20 protein-coding genes and 1 pseudogene are annotated in these 19,953 nt (G+C 38.8%); 5 read left to right on the forward strand and 16 right to left on the reverse strand.

Annotated features, from left to right (window positions below):
* Positions 1–30 precede the first annotated feature (30 nt).
* The 3 genes from bluB to AS180_RS06770 form a co-directional block, all read right to left on the reverse strand.
* The gene (gene bluB, locus AS180_RS06760) at positions 31–678 is read right to left on the reverse strand and encodes a 5,6-dimethylbenzimidazole synthase (protein ID WP_025908248.1); all 648 of its coding nucleotides are present in this window, start codon (positions 676–678) and stop codon (positions 31–33) included.
* Positions 679–972: 294 nt separating this feature from the next.
* A complete protein-coding gene (locus AS180_RS06765) occupies positions 973–1,404 on the reverse strand; it encodes a hypothetical protein (RefSeq protein WP_025908249.1) in 432 nt (143 codons plus the stop codon).
* 67 nt (positions 1,405–1,471) lie between these two features.
* Positions 1,472–2,101: a DUF1643 domain-containing protein gene (locus tag AS180_RS06770; RefSeq protein WP_025908250.1), complete on the reverse strand. Its 630-nt coding sequence runs from the start codon at positions 2,099–2,101 to the stop codon at positions 1,472–1,474.
* A 228-nt stretch (positions 2,102–2,329) separates the two neighbouring features.
* Here AS180_RS06770 and trhA point away from each other — a divergent pair, with 228 nt between their 5' ends.
* Positions 2,330–2,983: a PAQR family membrane homeostasis protein TrhA gene (gene trhA / locus AS180_RS06775; protein ID WP_025908251.1), complete on the forward strand. Its 654-nt coding sequence runs from the start codon at positions 2,330–2,332 to the stop codon at positions 2,981–2,983.
* Between the two features lie 32 nt (positions 2,984–3,015).
* Here trhA and AS180_RS06780 read toward each other — a convergent pair whose 3' ends face one another.
* The 9 genes and pseudogenes from AS180_RS06780 to AS180_RS06815 all read right to left on the reverse strand — a co-directional run bounded on the left by AS180_RS06780 (position 3,016) and on the right by AS180_RS06815 (position 12,269).
* A complete protein-coding gene (locus AS180_RS06780; protein WP_025908252.1) occupies positions 3,016–3,993 on the reverse strand; it encodes a TIGR03943 family putative permease subunit in 978 nt (325 codons plus the stop codon).
* Between the two features lie 10 nt (positions 3,994–4,003).
* Complete coding sequence (locus tag AS180_RS06785) at positions 4,004–4,987, reverse strand: permease (RefSeq protein ID WP_025908253.1); 984 nt, start codon at positions 4,985–4,987, stop codon at positions 4,004–4,006.
* A 359-nt stretch (positions 4,988–5,346) separates the two neighbouring features.
* A pseudogene (locus tag AS180_RS06790) lies at positions 5,347–5,739 on the reverse strand (hypothetical protein); the annotation flags it as partial.
* Entirely contained in the window at positions 5,709–5,810 is a 102-nt protein-coding gene (locus tag AS180_RS22365; protein WP_226372938.1) for a LamB/YcsF family protein, read from the reverse strand. The gene AS180_RS22365 and the pseudogene AS180_RS06790, both read right to left, overlap by 31 nt.
* A 13-nt stretch (positions 5,811–5,823) precedes the next feature.
* Positions 5,824–7,035, reverse strand: a complete 1,212-nt coding sequence (gene pxpB, locus AS180_RS21575) for a 5-oxoprolinase subunit PxpB (RefSeq protein ID WP_082636354.1) — start codon at positions 7,033–7,035, stop codon at positions 5,824–5,826.
* A 212-nt stretch (positions 7,036–7,247) separates the two neighbouring features.
* A complete protein-coding gene (gene treR, locus AS180_RS06800) occupies positions 7,248–7,964 on the reverse strand; it encodes a trehalose operon repressor (RefSeq protein WP_025908258.1) in 717 nt (238 codons plus the stop codon).
* Positions 7,965–8,020: 56 nt separating this feature from the next.
* A complete protein-coding gene (gene treC / locus AS180_RS06805) occupies positions 8,021–9,706 on the reverse strand; it encodes an alpha,alpha-phosphotrehalase (protein WP_025908259.1) in 1,686 nt (561 codons plus the stop codon).
* 38 nt (positions 9,707–9,744) lie between these two features.
* On the reverse strand, positions 9,745–11,163 hold the full coding sequence (treP, locus tag AS180_RS06810; RefSeq protein ID WP_025908260.1) for a PTS system trehalose-specific EIIBC component: 1,419 nt from the start codon (positions 11,161–11,163) through the stop codon (positions 9,745–9,747).
* Between the two features lie 185 nt (positions 11,164–11,348).
* Positions 11,349–12,269, reverse strand: a complete 921-nt coding sequence (locus AS180_RS06815; protein WP_025908261.1) for a DMT family transporter — start codon at positions 12,267–12,269, stop codon at positions 11,349–11,351.
* Between the two features lie 165 nt (positions 12,270–12,434).
* Here AS180_RS06815 and AS180_RS06820 point away from each other — a divergent pair, with 165 nt between their 5' ends.
* Both AS180_RS06820 and AS180_RS06825 read left to right on the forward strand, forming a co-directional pair.
* Positions 12,435–12,614 carry a YvzF family protein gene (locus AS180_RS06820; protein WP_025908262.1) on the forward strand — a complete coding sequence of 60 codons (180 nt, stop codon included), beginning with the start codon at positions 12,435–12,437 and terminating at the stop codon, positions 12,612–12,614.
* Between the two features lie 76 nt (positions 12,615–12,690).
* Positions 12,691–13,203: a shikimate kinase gene (locus AS180_RS06825; RefSeq protein WP_025908263.1), complete on the forward strand. Its 513-nt coding sequence runs from the start codon at positions 12,691–12,693 to the stop codon at positions 13,201–13,203.
* 37 nt (positions 13,204–13,240) lie between these two features.
* On the opposite strand, the gene AS180_RS06830 is transcribed toward AS180_RS06825, so the two are convergent.
* Together AS180_RS06830 and AS180_RS06835 are read right to left on the reverse strand one after the other, a co-directional pair.
* On the reverse strand, positions 13,241–14,566 hold the full coding sequence (locus AS180_RS06830; RefSeq protein WP_025908264.1) for an NCS2 family permease: 1,326 nt from the start codon (positions 14,564–14,566) through the stop codon (positions 13,241–13,243).
* A 301-nt stretch (positions 14,567–14,867) separates the two neighbouring features.
* Positions 14,868–16,211, reverse strand: coding sequence for a 5'-deoxyadenosine deaminase (locus AS180_RS06835; protein ID WP_025908265.1), 1,344 nt, complete (start codon positions 16,209–16,211; stop codon positions 14,868–14,870).
* 494 nt (positions 16,212–16,705) lie between these two features.
* Here AS180_RS06835 and AS180_RS06840 point away from each other — a divergent pair, with 494 nt between their 5' ends.
* Complete coding sequence (locus AS180_RS06840; RefSeq protein ID WP_035320139.1) at positions 16,706–17,284, forward strand: hypothetical protein; 579 nt, start codon at positions 16,706–16,708, stop codon at positions 17,282–17,284.
* 186 nt (positions 17,285–17,470) lie between these two features.
* Here the strand turns inward: AS180_RS06840 and AS180_RS06845 are convergent, their stop codons facing one another.
* Complete coding sequence (locus AS180_RS06845; RefSeq protein ID WP_225001871.1) at positions 17,471–18,283, reverse strand: protein-glutamine gamma-glutamyltransferase; 813 nt, start codon at positions 18,281–18,283, stop codon at positions 17,471–17,473.
* A gap of 91 nt (positions 18,284–18,374) precedes the next feature.
* Complete coding sequence (locus AS180_RS06850) at positions 18,375–19,565, reverse strand: M20 family metallopeptidase (RefSeq protein WP_226372939.1); 1,191 nt, start codon at positions 19,563–19,565, stop codon at positions 18,375–18,377.
* Between the two features lie 167 nt (positions 19,566–19,732).
* On the opposite strand from AS180_RS06850, the gene AS180_RS06855 reads away from it, so the two are divergent.
* Positions 19,733–19,953: transposase (locus AS180_RS06855; protein WP_082636355.1), on the forward strand; the 221-nt coding region annotated here is incomplete at its 3' end.

A 19,953-nucleotide genomic window follows, 5' to 3' on the forward strand; every position in this document is an offset into this window, starting at 1 on the left:
GTAAACTCAACTAGTTTTGGGGCAATTAATTTATTTGCTTTTCTCTCCCCACACATCTTCATAAATGAGATGTTCTAAAGAGCGGCGCTGAGCCCAATTCGCTTGCTCTAAAATCGGTTTTTCTGGATAATTTTCCGTATATCCGACGGACATGAGGGCTACAGGATCAATATGCGGTGGAATATTTAAAATGTCTCGCACATCATTTTTCTTATAAAAGCTCACCCATCCCATCGCAAGTCCCTCAGCGTAAGCAGCAAGCCACATGTTTTGAATGGCACAGGCCGTTGACATAATATCCGTCTCAGGTATTGAGTTGCGTCCTAGAACATGGGAACCGCCTCGCGTTGGGTCACATGTTACGCAAATCGTAAGCGGCGCTTCTTTCAGCCCTTGAATTTTCAACTCTAAAAATTTTTTTTCCTTTTGGCCTTCATAATGAATAGCTAATGCTCGCCTCTCCTTGTCAGCTGCCCACGCTAATTTTTCTTTTACGCTATCAGATGAAATTAAAATAAAATTCCAAGGCTGCATAAACCCGACAGATGGACCGTGGTGAGCAGCATTTAAAATACGATTGATTTTTTCTTCTGATACTTCTTTAGATAAAAACGTTCGAACATCTCGTCGACCATAAATAGCTTTATACACTGCTTCTTTTTCTTCATGATTAAGCATAACTTTTTCACCTCAATTTTTTAACCAGGGTATGTCAATCTATGGATATTTAAGTCCTACTAGATGAAAATACAATAAGGAGTGTGATACAAATTCGTGCATTAGCGTTCCTTTTTGACCCAGTAAGCAAGTAACCCCATCTAATCGGCTAATAAATAAAGCACAAAGGAAAAGGTAACTATCATTACCATCACCTTCATGCTTTAGATGATTACCTATACCGTTGTAACGACTTCTCTATTCAGAAAGTTCTTTATTTTCCCATTCTAACATGCAGTATTTTATTTGTATATACTATTGTTTGACACTGCAAATATACAAAAATGCTTGGAGTTCACACTGCATTTGCTTTAAGTGTGGCATGGCTTTTTGCAATAACTTTTCATGTTGTTTCTTATAGCTTTCAAACAACATTTTTTCAACCTTCACCTTTTCTTCATACAGAACATCTATTTTCTCTTCATTTCCCTCCAAAGAGATTGGATTCAGCATGGCAAGATCATAAATAGGTTGTCCATATTCTAATTTATTTAAAATGGAGCGTAATAACGCTTCATCATGAACATCTAATTCATATAAATAGTTTAGTAAACTTCCAAGTTCATCAATTATAGTTAAATCGAGTTCTGCCTTCTGGACATTCGCGCCTTCTACATATTGAAAGCAAGTTGTATTAACAGTTTCATATAACGTTTCCACCCTTTTGAGCGCTTCATCAATTGTCATGTAATGACCTCCTATACAGCATGGTTCATACAATTCTATGATGCAAGAGTTCATTTCATTACGTTCCTCAGCGGAAAATATCGATAATTTCTTCAATAACAGCAGCAGGATCTTCTTCTTGGGCAAATGACTTTATTTCAGTAAATGTAGGCTCAGAAAATTGATTATTTACCTCTTCAATATATGAGTAAACCTCTTTTGTTTCTTTCTCATTGTCTGAGAAAGACCATCTCTGCAGTTCAAAACCTTCCGAAGCATCTTCAACAGCTATAGGGCAACCGTTATCGGTCATTCCAAAACAGTACATCGGAGTCTTTCCACTTGTACAGATATCCTCTTGCCTGTTATGAATCTCGCCTTTATCTCCCCAGGCGGCAATTACTAAATGTGCACGATTAACCGCTTGAGTCAGATATTGGTTCGTTCCAATTCCAACGGCTTCCTGCTTTGAGAGTTTCGCTAATAATGTCTCATCTTCAGCTTGATAGCTAAACAAATAGACAATTTCTAACGAACCAAAGCCCCACCGTTGTGCTAACTGCATACATTTCTTTAGTTCCTCTTCACTTTGTTGAGTGCCTGTATTCATTGGAGATGACAAGATGAACGTTACGGTTCGATCATTTTTTTCACTCCAAGCTACTTTAAAAGAATATTGATATATTCCCTCTTCATCAAATATCGCTTCTCTTTTCACTTCCTAATCACCCTCTTCTCTATCATTTCATTCTATATGTATTTTGAAATAACAAAGGCATGACAACTTTTCTGTCTTTTCGGAAAAAATTATTTCCTCTTCTCATACATGCATTTTACAGCTATAAATCACATCCATCTATTGGTACAAGCCGTTGTTAAATTAGATAATTTTTAAAAAATGGTCTATAATAAGACCATATATTTTGATAAAGAGAGGATTTTGTAAGTGGCGAATACACATACATTTACAAAAGGTGAAGAGATTGCGAATGCAATCACGCACGGAATTGGGGTCATTTTAAGCATTGTCGGACTCACTCTTCTTATTGTATTTTCTTCATTACAAGGTACACCTTGGCATATTGTTAGCTTTACGATTTATGGAATTACCATGTTATTACTATATGTATCATCAACGCTTGTTCACAGCTTTCCTGAAGGCAAGGTAAAAGATTTATTTGAAATCTTTGATCATTCCTCGATTTATTTATTTATCGCTGGAACCTATACACCGTTTTTATTCGTCATTGTGAAAGGAACAATGGGCTGGACCCTTTTTGCCGTTGTCTGGGGGATTGCAATTGCAGGAATTGTGTTTAAAGCTTTCTTCGTAAAGAAATTCCTCTTTATTTCAACAGTCCTATACGTGTTAATGGGTTGGATGATTGTCTTTGCATGGAACTCTTTAAAAGCAACATTAGAGACACCAGGCTTAGCATTGCTTGTTATTGGCGGAGTTCTTTATACAATCGGAGCTATTTTCTACGTATGGCGAGGCTTTCGCTTCCATCACATGATTTGGCATTTATTTGTACTTGGGGGCACAGTTACACATTTTCTGGCCGTTCTTTTATATGTATTACCGGTTGCGATTCAATAAAAAAGAGGCGATTTATCGCCTCTTTTTTATGGTCAAGACCCACCCGGTGTTACCAGTTGCTCACCTTGATACATTTCATAGACATACGGATTTTTTGGGCGGGCAATCGACTCAACTTTTTCTATCTTTAGGTACGGTAATGAAGCGCCATTATATGCTTCTTGGCCGATGGTTCCTTTTACTTTAATCCACTCGTCCGTTTCAAGCTTAGTAGCATCTGAAATGGTTGAAAGGGTTCCGTATACCGATGCATCCGCTACGCAGCAAGATAAGCCAAATCGAGCGACTACGAATTGGTCCTTTTTAAACCCCTCTTCTCGATACACAAAGCCTTTTATTTCAATCGTCTTGCCAACAAATTTCCCAACGTTTGTCTCGATGATATTCATGATTGGAATATATTCTTTATCACTTACTACAATATGATCTTGCTTGACTAGCTTAGCTTCTAATTTTTCATAATAGCCTTCTGGTACCTGCTGAGGTACGAAGCCTTCCGGGTGTTCTAAAGGAACTTCTCCATCTTCCTGCGGTTCTTCTACTTCCGCTCCTAGTACTTGATTCATATACTCTTCTAACTCGGCATCTGCGTTTTCCTGCAATTCTTGACGCTGCTCTGGCGTGGGCGTTTCTTTCACTCCTTCTGCAAACTTAATCCCTCTTTTTTCAGCCACTGAACTTCCTAATGAATGATTAGGCAATAAAAAGCCCGTCATAATTGGCAGTAAAAATAAGAGGTAAATAAACAAGGTCTTAAACTTCCCTTTTTCAAAATGATCATGCTCGCAAGCGCAGCTTCCCCCATCCTCTACCTTTATGCTGCTTCGCCAAATTTGCACAACTCCTAGGAGAAAGAATGTAATGCTAGAAAAATAAATAAACGGCATCATTTTGGGAGCAATAAAGTAAACCATTTGCTCCGTTAAAATAAGCTTAAACATTAAAAGCGCAAACCCAATTAAGAAAATGCCTCGGATATAGGTGATAAACTGTTCATCAATTCGCTTCATAATATCCTCCTCATCCCATTAACCATCCATAAACCATCACAACTCCGTAAACAATAACCGTAATCATTAGAATAAACCGGATAGCAAACTTCTTTTTGAAAAAGGCAAATAGCATAATTGTATTTTTCAAATCAATCATGGGTCCATATACTAAAAAGGCAAGCAACGCAGTCGGTGTAAACGTATGAGCAAAAGATGACGCAACAAAAGCATCTGCTTCCGAGCACAAGGAAAGCACGTAGGCAAATCCCATCATGACTGCAGAGGATACGTATTCATTGCTGGCTAAGCTGACAAGAACCTGCCGATCCAAAAACGTTTGAAACAGGCTTGCAACGAGCGCTCCAAATAATAAATATTTTCCCATATCAAAAAATTCATCGCTTGCATGATAAAGCGTTTGCTTCAGACGATTTCCTTTTCCATGATCTGAATGAACGTGGACGTGAACATCCTTAAGCTGATTTTGATTACGAAACGTCCAATAAATTGCTAACCCGATGAGTAAACAAACAATCACAGCAAGCCCCATTCGACTATATACGATAGATAAATCTGATTGAAATGCATAAAACGTAGAAGCAAATACAATTGGGTTTAGAATGGGTGCTCCTACTAAAATAACCATTCCAACATGCAGGGGCATTCCTTTTTTAAGCAGCCTTCTTACAACTGGAATAATAGCGCATTCACAAACCGGTAAGATAGCGCTGACTACAACGGCTGATACGAGTGCAAGATACGGATTTTTTGGAATCATTCGCTGAATCGCTCGCTCTGATATGAACACTTGAATAAGTGCTGATGCAAACACACCGAGCAAAATAAATGGTATAGCTTCAAAAACGATGCTTAAAAAGATGGTATTGACGTTCAATAAAGATGTGGGAATAGCTAAGTTACTTGTATCTATATCAACAAAGAAAAAACAATACCCAAACAACAGCAGCAGCAACACTCCAACTAACTCTTTACTTACTTTTGATAGCGTCATACTCTATCATCCACCTCCGGCTGTTCTATCATTTCAATTAAGTATTTTTATGTGAATCTATTAACTACCATATGAGGAATAGTAGAGTATTTATGCTAGAAATCATAAAAAGAGTTTGGGACATAACAAAATGATTGCTTCTAAAAGACAAACAATAGCTATGGCCATATCTTTAGATTAACTGTGCGATTTCAGTTTTTTCTCTATCTTCTGCAGGAGTCGAGTGCCTTACGCTCCATTCCTTTTTCCAAATTGGTTTTTCCGAATAAACAAAAAACCTAACCAATCAAAAGTTATAAACTTTTGATTGGTTAGGTTTAGTAGGGACTGCACTACTTATGTCTCAGTTCTCTGCTGCGTTAAAATAATTGTCCAAGCTGCTTAAAGAGCGTATACACACCCATAACAGCCATAATGACTACAACAAAAGAGCCGAAAATGGTAAGCCAAAGCGGATGCTTATAGTCACCTACAATCTTTTTCTTGTATGCAGCTACAAGCATTGTGCCAAGCGAAATTGGTAAGATTAGTCCATTTAGAGCACCTGCTAAAATTAAGAGGGTAACGGGTTGACCAATTGTTAAAAACACCAATGTTGATACAGTGATGAAACCGATAATGACCCAGTTTTCATATTGAGCAATTTTTTCATTGAATGATTTAATAAATGACACAGATGTATAAGCTGAACCGATGACGGATGTAATCGCAGCTGCCGCCATTACGACACCAAACAGCTTATAGCCGACATTGCTTCGTCATTTCCGATAACGTACGAACCAAAGCTTTCACCAAGATCACAGTTTAAATCGATTGTGAACATGCTAAAACCTCCTTTAATTTTTCATTCGTAACATTATTTTTAAGTGCTCAAGCAATCGCTCTTGCTTCATGAATCGTTCCTGAGCCGCTTGTAGTGAAATTTTCTGAAACTGCAGCTGTTTTCCAGGAGGTATTTGTGCAAGTGTAGAAAAATCAGCTGATGCAACCTGCCCAATTCTTGGGTAACCACCTGTTGTCTGATGATCAGCTAGTAGAATAATAGGCTGACCGTCACTTGGAACTTGAATGGTACCAAACGTAACGGCAGTTGATAATAGCTCCCGCTTGTTTGTTCGCTCCAGCATTGTACTCTCACTCTGTAATCGATACCCCATTCGATCTGATTGAGGAGTAACCGCATAGCTTGTGTCAAAAAAACCTGCCTTACTTTCTTTTGTAAACCAAGCGTATTCAGGTCCTTCAATAACTGAAATTGTTGGGTTTTCTTCATATCGCGGCAAAAAATCGGGATGAATGGTCCAAAATGCTTGCTTGAACGGCTTATCCGTTTGCTTATTTAGTAGCCGATTACGAATGACTTCTCCCATTTTTGTTTTAGGATGACAAAACAGCTGATCTCCCGCTTGCAAAAGAACCGGTTTATGGTCTAGCGGATTAAATAATGACAGTGGCGTTCGCCCAATGATTTGCCAACCTCCTGGTGTTTCAAGCGGATAAATACCTGTTTGTCCTCCTGCAATTCCAACTGACCCTTTTGGTATAGATGCCTGAGGTTTTTCCTTTCGCGGGGTGGCTAACCTTTCGTCCATTCCACCTAAGTATGGAAAGCCAGGAGCGAACCCAATCATATAAACTAGATAGTCTCCTGATGAGTGCACCTTGATTACTTCTTCTTCCGTTAGTTGATGATAGTTTGCAACATGGGCTAAATCCGGTCCAAACTCATCACCGTAGCAAACCGGTATTTCAACAATGCGAGATGTTAATTCACCTTCAGCTTTTGGGATTTGAAGAAGCGCTTCTACTTTACTTTTTACGATTTCATAGGGGGCTTTTCCAATTCGATTAAAAAAGTAGTGGGGCTTATAGTAAATCGTTACAGTTGTAAAAGCAGGTACATATTCAATCATGCCTTCAAAACGATTAGCTTCAAGAATTGCTATAAACTGCTGGATATTTGTATGTATTGTTGGATGAATAACCTCACCGAATGAGACAACGATGCCGCTATCTCCCAATGGATAAATGTTGTATTCAGTGTTCACTCGTTATCCACTCCTTTCTTCTCTTCTATTGTCTCTTGAATGTAATCGTTCAATTCCTACCTCAAAAAAATTACAGACTACGTTTCACTTAATCAAAAGAATCTCATTGTTTCAAGTTTTCAATCATAATTGTGCCAAAAGAAACAGATTACAATCTAGCCAAGCAAAAGAAAAAGCACTAAAGAACTAAGAGAATTTTCCTTCTCAGTTCTTTAAATGCCTCTTCTTGCGAAATCTACAAATCGAAATTTATCCAATCTGTGTCTCGATTCCGTATATTGAAATAAACTTGCATCGTTAAGATAAACATAATTTCGTACAACGACGATGTGGGTATAGTCTTTTAAATCTAAATAGCGCTCATCGTCTTCCGTTACTTCATCTACAGAAATTTCTTTTTTAGCAAAACTGATGCTTAAACCTACTTCTTTTTCTAAGTACTCATAGATAGACCCTTCACAAATTTCACGAGTTAAATGAGGAACCTTTTTTTGTAAAAAGAAATCTTTGTCTAAGATAATTTTTTCACCATCTATTGCACGTGCACGTACCACCTTCCAAACTGAGTCTCGCGATGTACTGTTTAGCTGCGTACACAACTCACTATCAGGCTTAATTAACTCAAATTCCTCAACCACTGTTCTTGATTCATGCCCAAGTTTTTCTGCCATCTCTTTAAAACTAACAAGACCTGAAATCGGAAAATCAAAGCGAGATACTTCTAAGACATAAGATCCCTTGCCTTTAATCTTTTGAATATAGCCGTTTTGTGATAAAAGGTTCAAGGCTTTTCGAATGGTTTCACGAGACGTGTTATACGTCACAACCAGCTCATTTTCTGAAGGTAGCTTCGTATGAGGCGGCCATTTCTTCTGTTTAATGTTTTCCACTAGTTCTTCATAGATTTGCATAAACTTATTTTCTTTCATGACTTCACCTACCTTCATTTATTTTATAAAAAGAACGATGAGCTGTCACTCATCGTTCACTTTTTAAGGCGATATACAATTGATTCATAAGGACGAAGCTGAACTTTAGCATACTCTAAAGCTGAATCATCATAGTTTGATAATAAAATTTCGCATTTGTATCCTTCAACATCAACCGTTTCAGGTAGTTCAAACGTTACGTCTTCCCCATAGAAATTATTCACTACGAGCAGCTTTTCATTAGCTCCGTTTCGCACGTATGCAAATAGCGCTGGGTGATCGCTTAAAATAAGCTCATAGTTTCCGCTTGTAATAATATCATACTGTTTTCTAAGCTTAATCAGCGCTTGGTAATGATAAAAAACGGATGTTTTATCTTCTAAAGCACGCTCTACATTTAATTCCCTATAGTTGGAAGCAACATTAATCCAAGGCGCTCCTGTCGTAAAACCCGCGTGCTCTTTATCATTCCACTGCACTGGTGTGCGCGAGTTGTCGCGAGACTTTGCTTTTAAGATTGAAATAATCTCTTTCTCACTCATGCCTTCGTTACGCTTAATGTCATAAATGTTAAGTGACTCTACGTCACGATAGTCGGAAATATCATTGAAACCTGGATTTGTCATCCCAATTTCTTCACCTTGATAAATATAAGGCGTACCTTGCATCATATGAATAGTCGTAGCAAGCATTTTAGCAGACTTCTCATGAAATTCCTTGTCGTTTCCATAGCGAGAAACTATCCTTGGCTGATCGTGGTTACACCAAAACAGTGCGTTCCACCCTCCACCTCTGTTCATCTCAACTTGCCATGTTGATAATATCTCTTTAAGCTTTAGAAAATCAAATTCACCTACTGACCACTTTTCACCATTAGGATAATCGACCTTTAAATGGTGAAAGTTAAACGTCATGCTTAATTCTTGGCGGTCGGGACGCGTATAGTTGATACAATGATCAATCGTGGTTGAAGACATTTCACCAACCGTCATACTATCGTATTTTGAAAACACTTCTTCGTTCATTTCTTTCATATACTCGTGAACACGAGGTCCATCTGTATAAAACTTACGACCGTCTCCAGGAGGAACCGTCCCGTCGTCATCTAAAAATCGCTGATCCTTCGAAATTAGGTTAATAACATCTAAGCGAAAGCCATCAACACCTTTTTCGAACCAAAAGTGCATCATATCATACACTTGCTTACGAACCGTTTCATTTTCCCAGTTTAGGTCCGCTTGGGTTACGTCGAACAAATGAAGATACGATTGATCCGTTAGTTCATCATGCTCCCACGCGGAACCGCCAAATTTAGAAATCCAGTTCGTAGGCGCAGAGCCATCTTCTTTTTCGTCTTTCCAAATGTAAAAATCACGGTACGGATTATCCTTTGATTTTCGCGCTTCCTGAAACCACTCATGCTCTGTTGATGTATGGTTTACTACAATATCCATAATGACTTTAATATCGCGACTATGAGCTTCTGTTAATAAGCGTTCAAAGTCTTCCATCGTTCCATACTCACTGTGAATTGAAAAATAATCACTAATATCGTATCCATTGTCGCGCTGAGGCGATTGATAAATTGGGGTAAGCCATACGACATCAACCCCAAGTGTATTTAAATAATCTAGCTTCTCTATAATTCCGTTAATATCTCCAACGCCATTCCCAGACGTATCATAAAAACTTTTCGGATAAATTTGATAAACAACCGACTTTTTCCACCACGGCTGCGTCATCTTCATCACCATCACTTTCTATACAAATCATTTTGTCATCATGCTTTTTTCTTTTGTAACGTTCCAAAAAGTAGCGTTAAAACAAACGGCACAACGACTACAATTGCCATCCCGATTAAAAAAGCTCCCCAATCACTTGGTAAAATGGATAGCGGTGCAGGAATTCCTCCCACTCCAATTGATGCTGCTTTTACCCCGTTCATTGTGACAATAACGCCTGCAATAGCGGAACCAATGATAGCTGAAATAAAAGCAAATCGATAGCGTAAGTTTACTCCAAACATAGCGGGCTCCGTAATTCCTAACCATGCAGATACTCCTGATGTTAATGATAATCCGCGCAGCTTTTCATCGTTTTTAGCTAATGTCATCATGGCAAATGCAGCTGACCCTTGCGCAATGTTTGATAATGCAACCATTGGCCATAAGAACGTGCCACCGATGCTACCAATCAGCTGAAGATCAACGGCTAAGAACGTATGATGCATTCCCGTAATAACAAGAGGTGCATACAACCCACCGTAAATGATACCACCGATAAACGGAGCTGTTTCAAACAGCCACACCACCCCTGCTGTAATGACGTTTCCCATCGCAAACGTTACAGGTCCAATGGCAATGAATGCAAGGAATCCAGTAACTAGTAGCGCAACAGGTGCTACAACTAAAAGCTGAAATCCATCTGGAATTCGCTTTCTTAAAAAGAGTTCAATTTTAGCAAGTACTAATGATGCAACTAATACAGGTAGTACTTGACCTTGATAGCCTACCTTTTCAACTTCTAACCCAAATAAGTTCCACGTATCAATGTTACCTTTTTGAAGTGCTTCACCATATCCCCATGCATTTAATAAGTCTGGGTGAACAAGCATTAATCCTAGCACAATACCTAGTAGCGGACTTCCTCCAAAACGATTAACAGCTGACCAACCAATGAGACCCGGTAAAAAGACAAATGCGGTATTTGATATCAAGTTGATCATACTCGCTAAATCTTTCCACTGTGTATGAACATCTACGAGAGACTTATCATCATAGAAGATTCCTGCCCCGGTTAAAATATTGTTAATCCCCATTAACAAACCAGCCGTTACGATGGCAGGTAAGATTGGGATAAAGATGTCAGCTAAGGTTTTAATAGCTCGCTGCAATGGGTTTAAATTTTTCGCAGCTTCATTTTTCACTTCTTCTTTTGATAATTCTCCGATACCTGTAATCGTTACCATTTCTTTGTATACTTTATCAACTGTTCCCTGACCAATGACCACCTGGAATTGTCCATTTGTTGAGAAGAAACCTTTGACTAAATCATGATTATTTAGCGCTTCTTCATTTACTTTCTTTTCATCATGCAGCACTAAGCGCAAGCGCGTTACGCAATGAGTTGCTGCTGAAATATTTTCTTTTCCCCCAACGGCTTCAATAATCTGCTCAACAGATGTACGATTTACAGCCATAATCCTCTTCCTCCTTGTTATCGCTTTCATCTCTTATAAAAAAGTACCCTTATTTTTAATTACCCTAACGCATAGAAAAAGATAGCGCATTCAAAACTTGTATATACATGTATTGTGTGTTCTATATTAACCTGTATATACAAGTTAGTCAACAGAAAAAAGCATTCTTTAAAAGAATGCCTCGGTTACACATGTGAATTTATCGTGTTTTTCTTTTGATTGAACCATTTGTCAATTAGACCGCTACCTAATAGTACACCCGCTACAATAAATAGGAAGCCAAATAGCTGAGCTGCTTGTATTTCTTCTTTTAAGAAAATAGCTGAGCTAACAAGCGCAAAAAAAGGATTTAAATTGACAAAAATAGATGACTCTGCCGGTCCAATATGTTGAACAGCTTGATTGTAGACCATATGCCCAAATGCTGTTGCGAGCAGCGCAGAACCTAAGAACAATAGCCACAAGTCCACTCTTGTTTGTGCCATCGTTTGTAATCCATTCGGCTCTAAAATAAAGCTAATCCCAAGTAAAAAAGCTGAACCGGTTACCAGCATCCACCCCGTCATCAAACGCGCATCCAACGTTGTTGAAGCACGTCGAATAAATACATAACTAATGGCTTGCGTTAAGATTGATAAAAAGACAAACAAATCACCCTTTGTTCCACCTGTGACCGCTCCGCTTCCAGCTAATACGATAAAAGCAACTCCAGAAAAACCGCTCACTACGCCGATAAATCGGAAAAATGTTAGCCTCGTACCTAAAAAGAAAACCGCGCAAATTGTCGTTAAAATTGGACTCAAGCCTAAAATTAACGCCCCGTTTGATGCACTGGTTTCTTTTAACCCCGTTGACAAAAAGAAGTGATGACAAACAACGTTAAAGAACCCAACCATCGTAATAAACAAAAGCTCTTTCAGGGTAATTTTGCGTAGTGACTTTGTGACTTTAAGAAAAACCAAAACGGCAATTCCCGCAAAAAGAATTCGAAAAGCCGTCATCGTAACGGGAGCAAATGCGCCTACGAGTAGCTTTAACGCAACGACGTTTACCCCCCATAGCAACATGACGAATACTAAAACACCGTAAATCTTATACTTATTCAATGACTCTCCCACCTAACCTACCGTTCTTATCCATTATTTTCAACTTCTCTATTGTAACGCTAATATAGTTGAATTTCTAGATATTCTTCACTCGAAATAATTACGAAAATCGACTCTTCGTGATATGATAGCGTAGCAATTACACAGAAAAAGGAGCGCTTATACATGATCGAGATACGACTCGCCGGCGACAGCAAAGAAATTGAAGAAATGATTAAAAGCTTCGAAAAGCATTACGATGTCAAACATCAATCTCTTGAATACAATCGAAGCAATAACCCAAAGTATGCGAATCGTAAAACGACGCGGGTTTATTTATCGATGGGGTTAAAACAAGGAAACTAATTTATCTTACTTTTACAAATACTTCAGTCTGTATTATAATTCCATTAATATTTCATAGATAGAAAGAGGTTACGACATGGATCAAACCATCGTTTTAGTTGGATTTATGGGCGTGGGGAAAACAACGATTGGACAAGCACTTGCCCGTAAACTCGATTTTCAATTTATTGATACGGACCAGCGTATTGAAGCCGAAATGGGCATGCAAACAACAGATATTTTTCGCGTTCACGGAGAAGCATTTTTTCGACAAAAAGAAAAAGAAACGATTACGCAGCTTGTAAAAAAGAAAAAGACTGTTTTGTCTCTTGGAGGAGGCGCTTTTTTACAAGCTGCCATTCGAGATACCTGCTTGCAAGACGGTATTGTTATTTGTTTATCTCTATCTTTTGACGGTTGGAAAGAACGGTTAGATGATTTACTTCCAACGCGCCCTGTTTTACAAGGAAAGAGTTTAGTGGAAATAGAAGAACTATTTTATAATCGCCAAGCTATTTATCAATCTCACCATAAAAAAGTTGTAACGGATGCCTTAACACCTGAAGAAGTGGCTGATGAAATTATTGAGTTTGTTCTTAAGAAAAACTAAAAGACGCCTTCTGCTTTCGTGCAGAAGGCGTCTTTTCTTAATGACTCATCATATAGAAGTTAATAAAAAAAGCAATTGTGATAATGTACATCATCCAGTGAATTTCTCGGTAGCGTCCAGTGAAGAGCTTAATAGCGGTATACGAAATAAAACCAAACGCCAACCCTTCAGCGATGCTGTAAGTTAACGGCATCATAATAATGGTTAAAAACGCTGGAACCACTTCCGTAAAATCATCAAAGTTGACGTTTTTAATATCGCTAAGCATTAAAGAGCCAATAATAATTAGCGCTGGCGCCGTTGCAACCGATGGAATAAAGTCGATTAACGGAGCGAAGAAAAGGGTACATAAAAACAGAACAGCTACCGTTAATGCTTTTAACCCAGTACGTCCACCTTCTGCAATTCCTGTTGCATTTTCGATGTACGTGTTTAAAGCTGTACTACCGAAGATAGCGCTCGCCATTGTTCCAACTGAATCCGCTGCTAATGCGCGATTTAAATTTGGAATCTTGCCGTTCTCATCAACTAAGTTTGCTTTTTTCGATAAACCAATTAGCGTTGCAAGCGTATCGAAAAGTTCTACAATTGTAAATGAGAAGACAACGGAAAAGATCCCGTAAGCGATGGCACCTTTTAAATCCATTTGCATAAACGTGTCACCAATTGTTGGTGGGGTCGCTGAAAACACGTCGCTGATAGCGGTTGGTGGTGCTTGAAACCCAACAACCATTGCTACTGCAGTCGTTGCAAAAATACTAATAATTAGCGCACCCTTTACGTGTTTAGCCATTAAAACAGCTGCCAAAATCAAACCGAATATTGTCAATAATGGCCCCTTGTCCAACACGTTTCCAACGCCAACAAATGTTGATTCATTGGCTACAACAAGCCCTGCATTTTTTAATCCTATAAACGCAACAAACAAACCAATTCCAACAGCAATTGATGCTTTTAGAACGTTGGGAATGGCATCGACGATTTTGCTACGAATACCGGTTACGGTTAATAAAAAGAATAAAATACCAGATATAAAGACAGCACCAAGAGCCGTTTGCCACGATAGGCCTTGTCCTAGCACAACCGAATACGTAAAGAATGCATTTAATCCCATACCAGGACCAGTAACGATTGGAAAGTTAGCCCATAGCGCCATAAGTATTGTACTGAATACAATGGCATAAATCGTTGCTGCTAACGCTGCTTCTTTCGGAATACCAGCGTCAGATAAAATAAGCGGATTGACGATAACCATGTAGCTAACGGTCATAAAAGTGGTTAAGCCCGCTAAAATTTCTTGTTTTGGCGTTGTTTGACGTTCCGAGAGTTTAAACACGCGCTCTAATATACTACTACGCTCCAAAACATGCGCCTCCCTGTTTATTGTTATAACATAACCTCAATCTGTGATGATCAGGCGTCTTGAACAACTAATTTCTTCATTAGAGCTCATACAAAAACATAATAAGCGGCAGAGAGAACTCCACCACTTATTATGGCTAGAATGTACACTTTTCACATCTTGAAGTAAAATCTTTTGTCCTATTATAGTCCTAATTATGAAAGATGCAAAGGCGGAAAACGTTATCATAATAAAACTTTTTATATTCTATTTATTTTTAATTTTCAAATTAACGATACTAGTAAAAAGTTTAGCTGCTTTTTTACGACGTAAGCAGCGCTACTCTTTTTAATAAACGCTCGATAGTGCCATTGGCTTCTTTTAAAACAATTCTCTCATCAATTGTTTTTAAGACTCGGTTATCCATCACAATTTGGCCATCCACCATCGTTATTTCCACATCTCCTCGCGTAGCTGAATAAACAACGCGCGAGATTGGGTCCACACCATATGATGGAAACGTATGAAGCTGATAAAGGTTCAGCATAGCTAAGTCGGCTTTTTTCCCAACCTCAATACTTCCAATTTCATTTTCAAGCCCAACAGCTTTGGCTCCACCAATCGTTGCCATTTCAAGCACATGCTTCGCATTCATCGCTGTAGGTCCATAGGACGGCTTATGAATCGTTGCTGCAAGGCGCATTTCATTAAACATATCGAGGTTATTATTACAAGGCGCGCCATCTGCTCCTAAACTTAGACAAATGCCCTGTTCATGAAGATGTGGAATCTCAGCAAATCCCGAAGCAAGTTTCATATTTGAGCCTGGGCAATGACTCACCTTTACTCCTCTATCTTTAATCACTGCCTTTTCCTGGTCATTCAGCCAGACGCAGTGTGCTAAAATTAACCGCTCATTGGCTAACCCTAAGTGATCTAAGTATAAAATATTTCGCATGCCTGTTTCTTCTTCTACAATTCGAATTTCCTCCTGGTTTTCAGACGCATGCGTATGTACATGCACACCGTAAGTCGCGGATAAGTGCGCAACTTCTCTTAGTAAATCTTCCGTACACGAAATAACAAATCGGGGAGAAAACGCGTACTGAATGCGGTCATTATAAGATCCGTGCCATTTCTCAAGCAGCTTAACACTTTCCGCAATTGAGGAAGCGGTTGTTTCCTGTAATGTTTTTGGCATGTTGTCCGCCTTTTTATCCATCATTACTTTACCAGCAATGGCGCGAATACCACTTTGTGCAATAGCTTCAAATGCCGAATCAGTATGATGCACGGTTTCCATATCCACGATAGTTGTAGTGCCACTTTTAATGAGCTCGCCAATACCTAATAATGCGGAGTAATAAATAGATTCTTCATCATGCGCAGCTTCTAAAGGCCATATTTTCTTTTGAAGCCAATCCATCAACTCCAAGTCATCGCCTTGTCCGCGAAACATCGTTTGGCATAAATGAATGTGAGTATGAATGAAACCAGGAACAATTGTCCGATTTGTTCCATCAATGACTTTATCGACTTTTTCCGGTGATAACCCTTTACCAATGGCAGCGATACGGTCTCCTACTATGTATAGATCTCCATATACAATGTCATTCTTTTCATTCATCGTAATAATTTCCGCGTTTTTAATTAAAATATGCTGCATTCCTTCAAGCCCCCTACTCTCTCTTTAAATCCATCGTTCTCTTGCGTTTCATTATATATCAAAAATAACTAATTATTCTGTCTATTGAAAAGGTAAAAAAAATTCCTAGCTGATTTACGCAGCTAGGAAGGTGGATCCACGAAAAATCCCAAGTCCCTTTTTCAAGAGGTTATACGAAATCGCAGGAGAATAATGTGATCTTGAATACATCATATTCTCTTTTTAACAGTAATGCCAGGAAAATGTCAGAAAACCTTACATACTTTTTTATATTTACATTTCTCCGATGTATTTCAACACATTTATTATTAAATTGTTTTAAAAGAAATTTGTCGTTTTTCCAGGAAAATATGGTAAAGTAATAGTCGTTACGATTCTATTTACCTAGTAATTATGGAAAGGGCCGACACCAAATGTTAAAAAAAGAAATGCTTTTTTGTGTATCAATCATACTTTTAGGCTTCACTTTTTTTGCAACAAAACCCGCTTCAGCAATGAGTACGGGATCTGAGCGATATACTATTTCTTCATATGTTGCTTATCTTAATACCCAGGGAGAGTCAGATTCAGCAGAGCAATTTTCAGCTTTATCTCCTGAACAGCAAGAAAAAGTTATCTACTACTTAAATCACCCAGACGAGCTACTTAATTCTATTGAAGTAACGGAATCCGTTGATTACGATGACGCGCCTACAAGCAATACAGCAGTAGCATCTGCATATGCAACGTCACGTTTTTCCACATTATCGTCTGGTGTATCACGCACGGCTTCCTATACAGCACAGTATAAAATTGCAGGGTTTACTACTACGCAAGTGAAAGCTACAGTCTATTATTCCACAAGTGGATCTAACGTTACGTCCGTACAAAGTGTGAGCGGAAAAGTTGTGAAAAACGTCAATCCCCTAGTCTCAATTTCAAAACAAAATTCCAAAACATGGGTCTCTTCTAACCGTGCTTACGGACAAATTGATTGGAATTGGAAGGTTGGGTTCAAAACAGCTGGTGTAAAGCGTCAAACTGTATATGGTACAGCCAGCGGTTCATCAGGTGGTTCATCTTCTACTCTTTAAATGAATGGAGGAGGTATTCCTTATGAAGAAATTGTCGCTGTGGATCATCGGTATCACAATTGCGCTGCTTCTTTTGTTTATTATAGCAGGGTATGCTTCTTTCTATAGCAACTAAGGCAGATTATATTGGTTCACTTCTACTCTTTATCATAGGAAACCCCCGCTTTGTGAAAGCGAGGGTTTTTCTTAACCAATGTATGTGCTTGAGCCTATTTGACTCACAACAAGAGGGAGCTTATCATAATCAACTTCAACGAGGACATCACGATGAACATAAAATTGGCTAAGGTAGCGGAAACCAACACGCGTAATGTATGACGTTAAGTAAGCAGACTCTGTTGCGTTTTCTTTTCTCTTTTCATTTAGCAGTTCAATAATTCCTTCAGCGGATTTAACGCCTACGCCGTGTCCAAAATACAAGTCGTCCCCAACGATAATCGTATTTTCACCTTGCCATTGAGGGGTATCTTCATGGTGATCAGGGTTTTTGAAATAAGCGCAGTCTCCCTCTAAAAAATCATAACCATGATGATTTTGAAGATTTAAATCTTCATCAAATTTACCGCTATATAATACTAAATTCGTAAATAATTGATTAAAATCCCTCTCTCCAATACTCTCCAACACACCTTTATAAAAAACCATAACAATCGCAACCGCACATTCAAACGCATAGAGCGAACCATTAAAGAAAATATCGTTTAATGCGACGGATGGCAACACGTTCTCTTTTAGCTTAAATCCTCCTTTTTCGGTTCGAAGCCAATATGTTTCGTTACATTCAGATTCTTTAAAAGTTGCAAATCTCGCACCACTTCTATACAACAGATACGATGCTTCTACAATTCGTAGGCGGGTAGTCAGCTCAAAATCTAACTGCATAATATTGTCATACCGATAAATTGTTTGATACTGAGCCATTTTTCTCAAAATCTGTGCTTTATTAGCTTCAAGCATGCTATATGGTACTGCATTCATATTTAATGCACGACCCTGCACAATAATAATAAGTGCGTCCCCCTTTCACTTACGTTCTTTTTATCATACGAGTGAAAGAGAGCTTTTATGAGAACGAAAGAAAAGGTGTATTCTAGTCTAGCTCTGCCTGCCTCTTCGTAAATTCGTCTTTTATAGCACAAAGCGTGTCCTCTTCAGTTAATAAACGTAAGCCAATGAGAGCAAGACCTTTTGTCCCTTGAAGTAACCCTTTGTCACCTTCTGGAGATTTAGCTGCTTCACGAAATTCATCAGTGTGCCAAGCCAGCGTTTCAGCACCGATTTTGATATAAGGGTGAATAGTTGGTACCACTTGACTAACATTTCCTGCATCAGATGAGCCAATTCCAGGCTTATGCGCCGTATCTACGTCTTCGCCTAATTCTGTAAATACTTCTTCAAATACTCGATCAAAAGCGCGGTTTAGTTGAATATGATCTACTTTATTTTGAATGAAATATGCGTTAAGTTTAGCACCAGTTGCCATAGCCGCTCCCTTTGCGATTTGCTGTACTCTCTCCGTCACTTGATCACACTCTTTACGCGTTTGTGCGCGAATATAAAAGCGCGCTTTTGCATAGTCGGGAACAATATTGGGAGCCGTTCCTCCGTCTGTAATAATGCCGTGAATTTTCACATCATCCTTTACATGTTGACGAAGTGCGTTCACTCCATTGAATAATTGAATAACCGCATCTAACGCGTTAATGCCTTCTTCAGGAGCTGATGCTGCGTGAGATGCCTGTCCATAAAACTCAAAATCAATAGGATCCACAGCTAGCGTTGTCCCTGTAATACACGTTTCTTTTCCAGGGTGAACCATCATGCAAGCATTTAAGTCTTGCACAAGGCCCGCTTTCACAAAGCTTCCTTTTGCACTTCCATTCGGTCCACCTTCTTCCGCTGGGGTGCCCAACACAACAAGCTCTCCTCCTATTTCGTCAAGCACTTGGCTAAGCGCAATGGCTGCTCCTACGCTAGTTGTTCCAATAATGTTATGACCACAAGCATGTCCAAGCCCTGGAAGCGCATCATACTCCGCAAGAAATCCAATTCTCGGTCCTTTTCTTGCGGATGCTTTTTTTGCTAAAAATGCTGTATCATGTCCAGCTACCCCGCGTTCCACGGTAAAGTCTGCTTCTTCTAGCAGCTTACATAAGAGATAAGATGCAAATTTCTCTTCATTTCCGATTTCAGGATGGTCGTGGATTGCATGACTTGTATCTATGTAAGTTTGAGCTTGTTGGTTAATATACTCAATAACGCTTTCTTTAAGCTTTTCCATCTGTAAATTCATTCTTACACCCCATTTACTAAAAATAAAAAGGAAGCTTCATAGAAGAAGCTTCCTTATCTCAGGCTGTTGAGAAACTTTGTTCTCAACAGCTTTTTTATGTCTGTCTTTTTTTATCAGTGGTAACACTGATAAAAAAAGACTGGAGTTGATGAAACATGATGGGTGCACTTAAAAATCATCGAGATGAACAAGTGACGGTTTCTGTAGAAGATTTAGTTCCTGCCAATCACTTTTTGCGTACAATTGAAGCGACAATTGATTTTAGCTTTATTGAAGAAAAGCTTCTTCCTTATTATTGTGAAGACAATGGACGTCCTTCCATTCATCCCATTACGCTATTCAAAATGATGTTTATTGGTTACTTTTATGGCGTTCG

Origin of the sequence: Priestia veravalensis, from assembly GCF_001457055.1 — a bacterium.
Taxonomy (GTDB): domain Bacteria; phylum Bacillota; class Bacilli; order Bacillales; family Bacillaceae_H; genus Priestia; species Priestia flexa.